The sequence below is a fragment of the Paenibacillus sp. MAEPY2 genome (assembly GCF_000499205.1).
Classification (GTDB): Bacteria; Bacillota; Bacilli; order Paenibacillales; family Paenibacillaceae; genus Paenibacillus; species Paenibacillus vandeheii.
The window spans coordinates 37736-50363 of the sequence record NZ_AWUK01000047.1 but is presented as its reverse complement, the minus strand read 5'-3'; the positions used below and the strand labels follow the sequence as shown (position 1 = coordinate 50363).

The 12628-nt window shown below is 45.8% G+C and carries 11 protein-coding genes; 1 reads left to right on the top strand and 10 read right to left on the bottom strand.

Annotation, left to right across the window (positions count from 1 at the left end):
* Positions 1–234: 234 nt before the first annotated feature.
* Positions 235–1239 carry an aldo/keto reductase gene (locus P364_RS0130590; RefSeq protein ID WP_024633814.1) on the bottom strand — a complete coding sequence of 335 codons (1005 nt, stop codon included), beginning with the start codon at positions 1237–1239 and terminating at the stop codon, positions 235–237.
* A 203-nt stretch (positions 1240–1442) separates the two neighbouring features.
* On the opposite strand from P364_RS0130590, the gene P364_RS0130585 reads away from it, so the two are divergent.
* Positions 1443–2288, top strand: a complete 846-nt coding sequence (locus P364_RS0130585; RefSeq protein WP_024633813.1) for an AraC family transcriptional regulator — start codon at positions 1443–1445, stop codon at positions 2286–2288.
* 83 nt (positions 2289–2371) lie between these two features.
* Here the strand turns inward: P364_RS0130585 and P364_RS0130580 are convergent, their stop codons facing one another.
* The 9 genes from P364_RS0130580 to P364_RS0130540 all read right to left on the bottom strand — a co-directional run bounded on the left by P364_RS0130580 (position 2372) and on the right by P364_RS0130540 (position 12576).
* The gene (locus P364_RS0130580) at positions 2372–2770 is read right to left on the bottom strand and encodes an Asp23/Gls24 family envelope stress response protein (protein WP_024633812.1); all 399 of its coding nucleotides are present in this window, start codon (positions 2768–2770) and stop codon (positions 2372–2374) included.
* 33 nt (positions 2771–2803) lie between these two features.
* The gene (locus P364_RS0130575; RefSeq protein WP_024633811.1) at positions 2804–3883 is read right to left on the bottom strand and encodes an AI-2E family transporter; all 1080 of its coding nucleotides are present in this window, start codon (positions 3881–3883) and stop codon (positions 2804–2806) included.
* A gap of 100 nt (positions 3884–3983) precedes the next feature.
* Positions 3984–5435, bottom strand: a complete 1452-nt coding sequence (locus P364_RS0130570; RefSeq protein WP_024633810.1) for a sensor histidine kinase — start codon at positions 5433–5435, stop codon at positions 3984–3986.
* Positions 5413–6120, bottom strand: a complete 708-nt coding sequence (locus P364_RS0130565) for a response regulator transcription factor (RefSeq protein ID WP_024633809.1) — start codon at positions 6118–6120, stop codon at positions 5413–5415. The genes P364_RS0130570 and P364_RS0130565 overlap by 23 nt, the downstream gene beginning before the upstream one ends.
* Before the next feature lie 218 nt (positions 6121–6338).
* Positions 6339–7769, bottom strand: a complete 1431-nt coding sequence (locus tag P364_RS0130560) for a 4-hydroxyphenylacetate 3-hydroxylase family protein (protein ID WP_024633808.1) — start codon at positions 7767–7769, stop codon at positions 6339–6341.
* Between the two features lie 137 nt (positions 7770–7906).
* On the bottom strand, positions 7907–9865 hold the full coding sequence (locus P364_RS0130555) for an FtsX-like permease family protein (RefSeq protein ID WP_024633807.1): 1959 nt from the start codon (positions 9863–9865) through the stop codon (positions 7907–7909).
* Entirely contained in the window at positions 9840–10610 is a 771-nt protein-coding gene (locus P364_RS0130550; protein WP_024633806.1) for an ABC transporter ATP-binding protein, read from the bottom strand. Before P364_RS0130550 ends, P364_RS0130555 begins: the two co-directional genes overlap by 26 nt.
* Positions 10611–10888: 278 nt before the next feature.
* Positions 10889–11875 (bottom strand): sensor histidine kinase, encoded by a 987-nt coding sequence (locus P364_RS0130545; protein WP_024633805.1) that lies wholly within the window; start codon positions 11873–11875, stop codon positions 10889–10891.
* The gene (locus P364_RS0130540; protein WP_024633804.1) at positions 11872–12576 is read right to left on the bottom strand and encodes a response regulator transcription factor; all 705 of its coding nucleotides are present in this window, start codon (positions 12574–12576) and stop codon (positions 11872–11874) included. Before P364_RS0130540 ends, P364_RS0130545 begins: the two co-directional genes overlap by 4 nt.
* Between the last annotated feature and the right edge of the window lie 52 nt (positions 12577–12628).

The following is a 12628-nucleotide window of genomic DNA, read 5'->3' as shown; positions in this document are numbered from 1 at the left end:
AGGACCTGGTGCTATGATATGAACTAGTTTAGAAAAAAAATAAACATAGGTCAATTAAATGATGCCCTTTAAGGTACATCTCCTAAATAAAGAATGTTTCGTAAAACAAAAACGTGTCCTCCTGACTACAGGAAGACACGTTTAATTATCCCAATATATCTATATCATAGTTTTTATATTTTCCCATGGTAGACATGACTCTGAATCTCCAAAGTCATATCTCTCCGTTACAAGTTACCAAGCATAGTTTCCGATGCCATCCAAGATGCTTTCGATTTCATTCAGCTCTTCCGTTGTCAGGCCTGGTGCCTGAAGGGCGGCTACGTTTTCTTCGATCTGGGACACACGACTGGCACCAATCAGGGCTGAGGTAACCCGGTTGCCACGCAAAATCCAGTTCAGCGCCAACTGGGAGATCGTTTGGCCTCTCCGCTCGGCAACCGTCTGAAGTGCTTCGAACTTGGCGATTCGTTCGTCCGTATAGGCTTCTTTTCTCAAATTGCCTGTTGGGTTGGTGCGCTCTTCCTTGAGCTTGTCCACATATTTATTCGTCAACTGACCGCGGCCAAGCGGACAGAAGGCAATCGAACCTACACCGTGCTCATCCAGCACATCCTGCAATCCATCCTCAATCCAGCGATGCAGCATTGAATAGTTTGGCTGGTGAACGAGACAAGGCGTACCGAGACGACGCAAAATAGTAATGGCTTCCTTAGTCTGTACAGCATCATAGTTGGACAAACCTACATACAGCGCTTTGCCCTGTCTAACGATATGATCCAGCGCAGTCATCGTTTCTTCGAGCGGTGTATCCGGATCTGGACGGTGATGATAGAAAATATCTACATAATCCAATCCCATACGACCCAAACTTTGGTCCAGACTGGCAATCAGGTTTTTGCGGGAACCCCATTCGCCGTAAGGTCCGTTCCACATATGATAACCTGCCTTGGTCGAGATGAGCAGTTCGTCACGATAAGGACGCAGATGTTTTTTGAAAATGACACCAAAATTCTCTTCAGCTGATCCTGGAGGTGGACCATAATTATTTGCCAGATCGAAATGGTTAATTCCCAGATCGAATGCGCGCAGAATCATCTCTTCCTGAATATCAAGGGTACGATTTCCACCAAAGTTCTGCCATAGGCCAAGAGCAATTTGCGGCAGCTTGATTCCGCTTTTGCCGGAGCGTGCGTACTTCATTTCACTGTATCGTTGTTCATTCGCAGTATAGGGCATCGTTATTCTCTCTTTTCCTGTAAAAGTTATTGAATACCCTTTCATCTTAGACAGTTTCAAAGCAAAACGATATGGCATTTCACTACAACGATATGGAAAAATGATTGTTATCTTCATCAAATGATATTCATAAAACGATTCCTTTTCACCTTTTATATGTTAAAATGCAAGGTATAACGACCTCATAACAGGAGTGAATAGCCTTGATTACATATTTGTGCAAAAATAATCACTTTCAGGAGCTGCAGCTCCTTCATTACGGTACAGAAGCTTGCGCACCCGGTCACTACTTTGGTCCGGCCATGCGGGATTACTACAAAATCCATTACATTTTGGACGGAAAAGGCACCTTTGAAGTTGGAGGCAAAAAGGTTGAGCTGCGCAAAGGACAGGGATTTCTCATCGTCCCCCATTCTGTCGTTCATTATGAAGCAGATCAGTCTGACCCATGGGAGTACAGCTGGGTAGCTTTCCAAGGAAGCACCTGCCCTTCGCTATTGCAGCAGGCCTGCCTGTCTGAGCACCATCCGATCTTTGAGCTGGGCAATGAAGATGACGAGCTGCGCTCCTGTCTGCACCGCATGATCAGCTCTCGTAATACCCATAAAGGATGGGAGATAAGCATGACGGGATTGCTATTTCAGTTTTTCTCCATATTGATTGATCGGGCCAGTGAGGACAGACCTATTCTGTTCCAGGATTACACGAAAGAAACCTATGTCACTCAGGTCATGGATTTCATTGAGATTAATTATGCCAACGCCATAACCGTACAGTCCATTGCTTCTCATGTTGGGTTACAGCGCAGTTACTTGTGCTCCCTCTTCAAAGACAAGATGGGCACCAGCATTCAATCTTATCTGGTCAATTACCGAATGCGCAGGGCGGCTGAACTGACGCTGGACCCGACTTTGACCATTGGGGATATCTCCCGTTCCGTTGGATACGCCGACCAGCTGCTTTTCTCGAAAATGTTCAAAAAAGTCATGGGCGAAGCCCCCACGTATTATCGCAAACACAAAACAGCACCTTCCCATTTATGCAGCTAATGGAAAGGTGCTGTTTTTGTATTTTTACACAGGATATGATGACCTGCTTATAGCTGGATTCCATTCATTCTACTCGTTTTGCTTTAAATCTGCTCCTGCATGGTCACGCCTACCACTTGCACTTTAATTTCATTCACCATAATGCCTGTTAATTGCTCCACAGCTTGCTGCACATTATGTTGAAGCTCCTGACAGACTTCATGCATCTTGCTGCCATATTGAACATTGATTCGTAGCTGGATGGATGCCTGGTCATCTTTGATCGCCACATCAATCCCTTTTTGCAAGCTTTTCCCGCTGATGCTCTTGGCGATTCCTTCGGTAAGACCAACCGACATGGAGGTTATTCCTACGGTCGTCTGAGCGGCCATGCCGACAATTTTGGACACAACATCGTTGGAAATATGAATGGCGCCCATTTGAACAGATTGTGGCTCAATATACTCAGGTTCAGTGTATGGTTGTGGGATGATTTCAGACATGATTTCCACTCCTTTTATATAAGTTATCCATGTTTAAGCATTCTGCCATTTGTCCTTGAAGAATAGCTGGTAGATTCGAACCAAAATAATTTTAACGATCATGTAGACAGGGATGATAATCAGAATGGCAATAATACCACCCAGATCCCCTGCACCCAGCACCAATATAATGGTGGTCAGCGGATGAATATCGAGTTTTTTGCCGAATACATACGGTGCAACCAGATTATCCTGTATTTGCTGTGCCACCAGAATAATAATGAGTGACCAAATTGCAACCGAAGGGGATACCACCAGTCCCATAATGACAATAGGAACGGAAGACAGGATTGCCCCGATAAACGGAACAAAGTTCATGATGACCGCAATCACGGTTAACAGCAGAGCATACGGGAGACCAATGATCAGAAAACCGATATACATCAGCACGCCCAGAGCCAGATTCACGAGCACTCGTCCCACGATAAAGCCACTTAACGCCTGATCGATTTCAAGTACAACTTCACGGCTGTCTTTTTGGAAGCGTTTGGGTGCAATGTGCACCAGCTTACGACCGAACTTCTCTCCCTGCTTCAGCATGTAGAACAAAATGATCGGGAAGGTGAACAGAACAATCGCAAAGCTGGATATGAGTGAGAAGAATCCACTCACATAGTTCGTTACAAAGGTGAAGCCTTTGTTAATGTAATCCGTAATCTGAGAAAACGGGGTCGATCCTTCCGGGAACAAAGCCGTAATGGCACCGTTCTGTTCGAGCTCTTTGAGCTGCAAACTTAGTGAATTAAGCAGATTTGGTGCATTTTCTACCAGGTTAACCAGCTGCTCACGTAAAGAAGGCCATAGTCCTATAATAAACAGGGCGAACAGTATACCAAACACCAGATAGATCAGCAAAATGCTAAGTGTGCGATTCAGCTTCTTTTTTTCCATGTAATTGACGAGTGGCCTCAGCAGATAATAAAAGAATACGGACAGCATCATCGGCACGGTAATCACCGTAATCATGGTAACAAGCGGTTGGAAAATGAAACTGACACGTGATAACAGGTAGATATTAATCAGTATCAGTGCCAGTGCAATACTGAAACGTACAAACGAATTTACTTTGAACAAAAAGTTTCCCCTCCACTTAACCTTTTCTATATGAGTAATTTGCAAAATGCGATCAGCATGACAGAATGCTTATGTCAACCTTATCCTTTATGTCGGTTCTTTATTTCGGAATCTGTATAGTGAACACCGTCGTCTCCTGACCGCGCCGGGAAAGGGTTAATCGCCCACCCATCTTCTCGGTGTTCCGCCGCGCAATCGCCAGTCCAAGTCCTGTCCCTCCGGTTCCCGAACGCGCTTCATCCCCTCGGACAAATGGATCAAAGATGGTTGCCCACAATTCCTGAGGGATACCTACACCGGTATCAGCGACCTCAATAACCACATGGTTGTCCAGTGAAATTAACTCCACACGCAGCTCCGTTCCCCTTGGATTGTAGGACAAAGCGTTCGTGATCAGGTTCTGAATCACTCTGGACAACAGTTCCGGATCATATCTTGCATAGATCTCTTCATCAGGGACGAGCACATGCAGGCCAAAATGGTTCTGCTCAATCTCCCCATACGTATCCGCCATAATTTCACGTACGAATTCGCCGATTTCCCGCTGCTGAATGTGCATACGGAAGTCAGGTGAATCCACTTTGAGCAATTCCAGCATATTCTGAATCATGCGCGCGACCTGGACGGACTTGTTGTAGATATATCCCAGATATCGCTGCTGTCTGTCCTTGTCTTCCCCACGCCCTTCCACCAAAGCCTGAGCGTACCCCTGAATACTCGTGATCGGGGTCTTGAGATCATGTGACAGGTCCACAATCAGTCGCTGTTTGCTCTCTTCCGCATATCGTTTCTCCGCAGATGTATTCTCAATAACGTCCGCCATATAATTGAAGGTTTCACCAATCTGGACAAATTCCCTCTCAGCCGAGATAGACATGCGTGTACTATAATTCCCCTGAATCATCTGGGTAAGACCTAGAGAAAGGATACTCAGCGGTTTTTTGATTCGCCGGGCGACCCAATAGCTGTATACAAATATCAGCAGCAAGACCAGCCCGATCCCAATCATAATGTAAAACGATAACGGATGCTTCAAATTGGTAATCAGTTGATTATCGTTAATTCGCACACTGACCAACTCACGCGGAATCTTTAGCAAAACGTACTCAGCAGTTCCATCTGTCGATAGCGGACTAATGGAGTAGTAGTAAGGCTGTTCATTTCGGTTTTCGAGTCCTTCATACAGTTCGGCTTCACTGTATTGAGTGAACGTATCCTGCTTGTCCCCGATATAACGAATGACCCTGCGATCCGCATCGAGCACTTCAATCCATCCCCCGCTGTCCTTGAGACGCTGAATCTCGGTATTATTGGCCTCATCGGAACTACCGGACAACCATTCGTTCTCCAGTTCTGTCACATACACATGCGCCTCCACATTCAGATCGGGATCAACCACCTGATCCGAAATGCGGAAATCGACCACATCCAGCGTAATGATAATGTACACGATGGCTACCAGTAGTAACAAAAAGAAGTTGAACAGCAAAAAGTCCAGGGTCAGGGACGTTTGCAATAGTCTCTTTTCTCTAGCTTTCCATGGGCGCTTCAATTTTGTATCCCAGTCCCCTTATCGTTTTTAAATATTCCGGTTGCCTGGAGTCACGCTCGATCTTCTCCCGAATATTACTGATATGTACCATGATCGTGCTGTCCTCGTGCGCATAATAGTCTCCCCAGACGGCTTCGTATATTTTTTTACGCGTGAAAACACGGCCTGGCTGCTCCAGCAGAAGCTCCACGATTTTGTACTCTGTAGAGGTCAACGTCACAGGCTTCCCCGAGCGAAAAAGGATACATTGAGATCGATCAAGCCTGAGCTCACCGAGCACAAGATTTAACTCTTTGGCAGCAGGCACGTCCGGTGCATCAAATTGATTGACTCTTCTGAGCAAGGCTTCCACTCTGGCGACAATCTCCAAGGGATTAAAAGGTTTGGAGATATAGTCATCGGCACCTAATCCAAGTCCAAGGATTTTGTCATGATCCTGGCTTTTGGCCGACAGGAACAGAACAGGCATATGGTGTGTGGACCTGATTTGTTTGATCAATTGCAGTCCATCCATCACGGGCATCATAATATCCAGTATGACCAGATCGATCTGAGTTGAACGGATACACTGCAGCGCATCGACGCCATTAACGGCTGTCACAATGTTGTAGTCCTTCTCCAGGTACAGCTGAAGCAGCTCCACAATTTCGGGCTCGTCATCTGCAATTAATAGTGTGTATCTCATGCGAATCCTCACATTCCTATTTCAATAAATTCAGTTCTCATTCGAATTTGTATCCGTACTTCAGCTTCCTTTGGTTCACATGTCTATACGTTACTACTATATACTACGTCTCTTAATTCAATCTAAACCATTTCTAAAGATAACCTAAATAAAAAGCCCGGGCATCAGGCCAGAGCTTTAAATCCAAAGAAAAATAAGCAGCGTTTCTTCAGTTTCATTCATCCCTTGCTATGTAACCATGGTTCAACCCGTGCATATAATCGGTCCTTGTCATACTGCATATACTGACTCGCCCGATTGCGTACCGGGTCGCCGGCGTAGAAACGTTCATACAGATCATGTCTGGCTCCCAAAGGACTTCCCGTCAGCTCCCAGGCGAGCTGGAATAGTCGAATTTTCTCCGGTGCCTGCATCGTTACACCGCCAAGATACTTGTTCATCATGGGGCTGATACTATTTTGCAGCTCCAGATTCCCGGAAGGGATCTGAATGAGACCACCGGCGGCGATCGTCTTCAAAATCTCAACAGCGCGTGGATAATAACGGTTCCCCAAATTGCGGGCTGTTTCGATATATTTGAATGATGGGAGCCAGTTCCCATGAACATCCGGCGCAGCTTGTGCCTCGGAGGCAATGATGAGTCCTTCAATCGTGTGCATCTGACTAATCATTTCCCCAAGCTGTTCCTGTACGTTCAGGAAGGAATCCACTCCAATCTCCTTGGCAATGGAAGACGTGATGGCTGTGATGAATTCCAGCTTCGAATGCAGCCGAATAATGCTCTGATGATAAGCCAGACTGGAGGATGCGGCGTTGCAGCGAATCTGCCATACCGCTTCCGGATTGTTGTGCAGCAGTACGCGCTCCCATGGTACGAATACGTCGTCAAAAAATAATACGGCATCCATCTCATCATACTGCATGCTGAGCGGATGAGCGGTATCTGAGTCTGATACAGCAAAAGATTCTCTACATACCATATGTAAACCTGGACTGCCTGCTGCAACGATAACCATATGCGCCAGTTCTGGGCGATGTCCGGGAATGCGCTGAATTGGATATGCAATGATATCATCCGCATATGGAGCCGCAGTTGCCACCATCTTGGCGCCCCGGAGGACAACACCCTCGTTATTGGTACTCATGATTCGGAGCATGGCATCTTCATCTTCCCCTACAGGCAGAGCGCGATTAATCTGCGGGTCACGCTGAACAATGGTCAGGAAGGCATCCTTTCGTTTGGCTTCATCATAATAGGCAGCGATTTTACCTCCAAATGCTGGGTCGTATACAGCCATGGCGTCACGCGTGGCATACCATCCAGTCAGGCGGGATCGAGCGTAATCCGATAGACGGCTCATGACCCCATAGGTGTGATCGGACCACAATCGAAAGGCTGCCGCCCTGTTGTTGATTTCCAGCGAAGTTCGAGGTACACGAAAAGCCTGATGCACATATCCCCCCGTCTGCTCATCCCAATAAGCCACTGTTTCTCGCGTGTCCGCATCGTCCACCAGATTGAACAAACTTTCAATCGTATGCAAGGTTCCCCGGAAAGCAGGATGCTCCGTAACGCGAATACGTTCTCCATCCAGCCATACATTGCGTTCGTCATTCAACCGTTGCAGATAAGCTTGTCCACGAGACATCGTTATGCTCAATGTAATCCTCCTTCTCGGTAGCTATGACGATACAAATTGTATCTATTGAAATAGTACTTTGCTTTGGAGGAAAAAGTCAACAAACACCGAACCTAAGGTCCGGTGCCTGTTGTATTAGATTTATATCAGATCAATTTGGCATACATGTTGCGTAAATAACGCCAGCGTACTAGCAGGAAGAACAGAATCTGCATGGATGCAAATACCAAGAAAATACGCAAGGTATAACCCATGACTGAGAAATCTACCAACTGCTGCAATGCAACAAAGGCAACGGAGCTGTGGATAATGGCCAAGACGATTGGCAGGAAAAACATTAACATCAGCTGTCTGGTTACGATGTTACGAAGCTCGGGGCGACTCAGTCCCATCTTGCCAATCATGCGGTACTGCTCTTCATCCCGTTCCAGATCCGCATATAACCGGAAGTAGGTAAAGCTTGCAGCAAAGGTGAAAAAGACGATGCCAATCAAGCCGCTCAGAATAAGGATGATGCCATTGGTTTGTTTGGAATTAAGCCAATCCAGTACGAGAGCGCTGAGCTCGAAGTAGCCCTGACTACCCGAGTCATTTTGAATGGATTCGATCAGATCAGGCGCAAACTTCCGCGTTCCCATCCAATCGGTCACAACAAATTGAGTTTTTCTATCGAAATAAAAATTTTCATCCGCTTGGATTGCATTCTTAAATTCCTTATTCATTTTATCGTACAGCTCATTGGATACCACATATACGTCCCTTGTAAATTCAGCCGGGATCACGATCTCGGTTTCAGGTGTTGTTAACCGAACCTTTTCATGAGCTTCTCCGACCCACAAATCGAAGTTATTCTGAGAGGAACCCTCTCCTGCCTCTGCACGTAATGCTTTACGACTTGTAAGATTACCTGGAGTCATAAACGAGTCATTGGTATTCTCCAACGTTCGCTCTTTATAACCTAAAGCCTTGGCAAGATGATTATACTCACTGAGTTTGATCATATAGTTACCCTCGTTATCCGTCAGCGGAATATAACTTCCTTTCTGGTACGGAACTTCATTATCAATGAGTGTCTCTTCGATCTTTCTGATGTGGCGTTCTGCACTAGATGTATCCCATGAATTTTGGTAAGTAAACGCATATGGATTCGTCATGGATGACAAGCCCGGATCAGCGATCGCCAGCATTGTGCCAATGCCCGTAAAGGCTGAGGCCGAGATCACACTTACCATAAAAAACATGACCGCATTATCTTTCATTCGATAGGTAAGTTCAGACAGAAATAGCAAATTCGTTTTGCGGAAAAACAACCGTTTATTGCCTTTGAGCGCCCGAATGGCATATACACTAAGTTGGGTGAATAACAGATACGTGCCTGCAATAACCAAAACAACGCTGCCGACCAGCAAAGGGAAGGAGAATGTGATCCATACAAAGGTAAATACACCCGCATATCCACCCCCAATGAGTATGACGGAGAGCAGTGCTAATAGACGTGAAGCCTTAGGCTCAGGTTTCGGTTTTTCCTCTGATTTTACAAGGTCAATCAATGACCCTTTTCGCATCAGCAGGGATGAGGTCAACGCAATCACAAAAAACAGAATTAAAAATGCTCCGACAGTAAGTGCAATAGCCTTTCCTGGAAAATAGAAACGCAGACTTTCTTCCACAGCCAGCATGGAACCGCAGATTAAAAGGATTAGCTTGGCAAACATCATTCCTAATCCAACGCCTGTCACAATGGCAGCCAAACCAATACACATGTTTTCCATAAATAACAGTCGGTTCATCTGTTTGCGAGTCATGCCAATGATTTGAAATATGCCAAATTCCTTTTTACGTGTCTTTAGAAATGAACCTACGGAATAGAGCAGAAACAGAAACGAAAAGATGAAAATAATAATCTCTGCAATCAGAAACCCCTGATTCGCAAGCATGGTTACTGTATTACTTGAACCTTTTAATCCTTCCTTCAGATCCGGGTGAAACAAAAGCAGTGCATACGTAAAAAAGATCATGACCGAAAACGTACTGCTCAGAAAATGGGCCAGGTAAATTCGTTTGTTGCGAACAACATTATTAATGGCGAACTGGCGAAAATTCATGACCCGAGCCTCCCATCAGGGATAATACGTTAATAATTCGCTGATAGAACGCCGATCGGTTATCTCCATAATGAATTTCGTTGTAGAGTCGCCCATCCTTAATAAATACAACCCGGCTGCAATAACTTGCAGCAACAGCATCATGCGTGACCAGCAGCATGGTGGCCCGATCTTCCTGATTGCGGCGCTCCAGCATTTCCATTACATCACGCGCTGCCTTCGAGTCGAGATTTCCTGTAGGCTCATCTGCCAGCACCAGCTTGGGAGAATGAATCAGGGCTCGTGCAATTGCTGTCCGCTGGGCTTGACCGCCGGAAATTTCATACGTGCGTTTGTTCAGAAGATCTGCAATACCGAGCTTCTCTGCGAGCCGATCAACACGTTTATTCATCTCTTCAACCGATACTCCGTCGAGCGTGAGCGGCAGGACAATGTTTTCTTTTACGGTGAGTGTATTGAGCAGGTTAAACGACTGGAATACAAATCCCAGCTCTCGGCGTCTGAACAAGGCCAGTTCATCATGATTCAGTTCAAACGGATTCTTTCCTGCAATCTGCAATTCTCCTGAAGTTGGGTGGTCAATAGTTGAAATCATGTTCAGTAACGTTGTTTTGCCGCTGCCTGATGGACCCATGATGCCAACGAATTCACCTTCCTGAATACTGAGATCAATACCTGACAAGGCTTCGTAGGACACGACTCCTTTATAAATTTTGCTAATCTGTTTCACTGAACATATCTCCATAGGTTGATGGCTCCTTTTCGAATTTGAATTTGAATTAAAATAAGTTGGGCTGAACATCATTGCCAATCGATGTCGTTCTCTTACTTTCTGACTTCAGTCTATCGAAGTTTCGACTATTCTCCTATGGATTAACCTTTCATCTTCATGACATTATTGTAAGGTTACGTTATCACTTGATTAAAAGAGCCCTCTTCTATATAGAACAGAGAAAGACGCCGATACCTGTTGAGGGGTACCAGCGTCTTCCCGTTTTGTTTTGCATCCTGCAGATATAGTTTTCATGTTTCAAATGTAATGGTTACGGTTGTCCCTTTTCCCTGAACCGATGCCAGATCAATTCGATGATTCATCCGTGTCAGTACATCCTTTACAATATACAGTCCCATACCCGTGGATTCTTTAAAATGACGTCCATTCTCTCCAGTAAAGAAAGGCTGGAATACACGGTTAAGATCAGACTTTGGAATGCCCACACCCTGATCCTTCACTTCAAGGATGATGGACCTCGCGGATTCGTAAGCCTGAATGGTGACCTTTTGCCCGTCGCTGCCAGAAGAGTACTTGATGGCATTGGATAACAGCTGTACAAGGACAAACCGAATCCACTTGGCATCCGAGTGGACCATTAACGCCGAGTTAATTTCCATCTCGGGATACACATGGTTACGAATAAAGAATCGTTTCAGTTCATGAATGGCCTCTTCTGCGGCCGCCTTGAGTGATACCGGCTCCACAATGAAGTCCTGTTCAAATGTCTCCAGCCGCGCCACGTACAACACGGTTTCCAAGCCCCGCCTCATCTGGTCTGCTTCCTCTCGAATGCTAATGAACCGTGGATCTTCATCCTCCTGGTCCTCAACCGTCAGTTCAATGACGGACAACGGTGTCTTCATCTGATGTACCCATTGGTTCATAAATGTCAGGTATTCCTGCTGTCGCTGTTCCAAACGATGCAGATGGGCATGGTAATGACCATACTGCGAATCCAGCAGTTCCGCCAAAGCCTGCGGCAAAGGTGCGGGCTCATTCAGTGGAACAAATTCTTTTAAATCATTCATTCGTTGGGACATCCGGGAATAAAACATACGATGGGACAGATAACGATAAATCAGATAACCTGCGTAAAGGCATAACCCTAGAGATACCGCATACGTGGCCGTTAACCAATGGTCATAGCCGTCATACCAGAAGACTGCAACGACAGTAAGAAGCACAACGATTACCCAACAGGTCAATACGATATGTTCTTTGATAAACAACTTCATGAGGGCGACGATGCCTTCCAATTACTGTTGAGTCGATAACCCGAACCTCGAACCGTCTCCAGCGCATCTGTTATTCCCAGCTCAGTCAATCGTTTACGTACTCGAGTCACATTCACGCTAAGTGTATTATCATCCACAAAGGAATCATCCCACAGCTTTTCCAAGATGGTTTCACGGCTAACCAATTTGGGACTGCGCCGCAGGAGCGTCTCCAGCAAAATGGTTTCTTTCTTGGTCAGTTGTATCTTGCGGTCACCCAACTGCATCTCCAACCGTTCCAGATAGACCGTCAGTCCATCCAATTCCACCTTGCGTTCTTCATGACTTGCAGCATAGTCGCCGTACACCCTGCGCAGCTGACTACGAATTTTGGCCATGACAATTTCATGCTCGAACGGCTTCGTGATATAATCGTCCGCACCGTTCTCAAGCGCCATGACCTGATCCATCTTGCCACTCCGGGCCGAGATGAAAATGATCGGACAAGTGGAAATGGAGCGAATCTGTCGACACCAGTAGAATCCGTCGTAACTTGGCAAGTTGATATCCAGCAGCACAACATGAGGCTTCAGTTGTTCAAACTGCCGGACAACCTGCTCAAAATCCTCAACCGTAACAGCCCGGTCTCCATATCGCTCGATATGGGATTTGAGAAGACCCGCAATCTTCGGATCATCTTCAATAATCATTATTGTATACATAATAAAAAGGTCTCACCTCTAACCTGTCATAATGGAATATGCGATTCTCTTT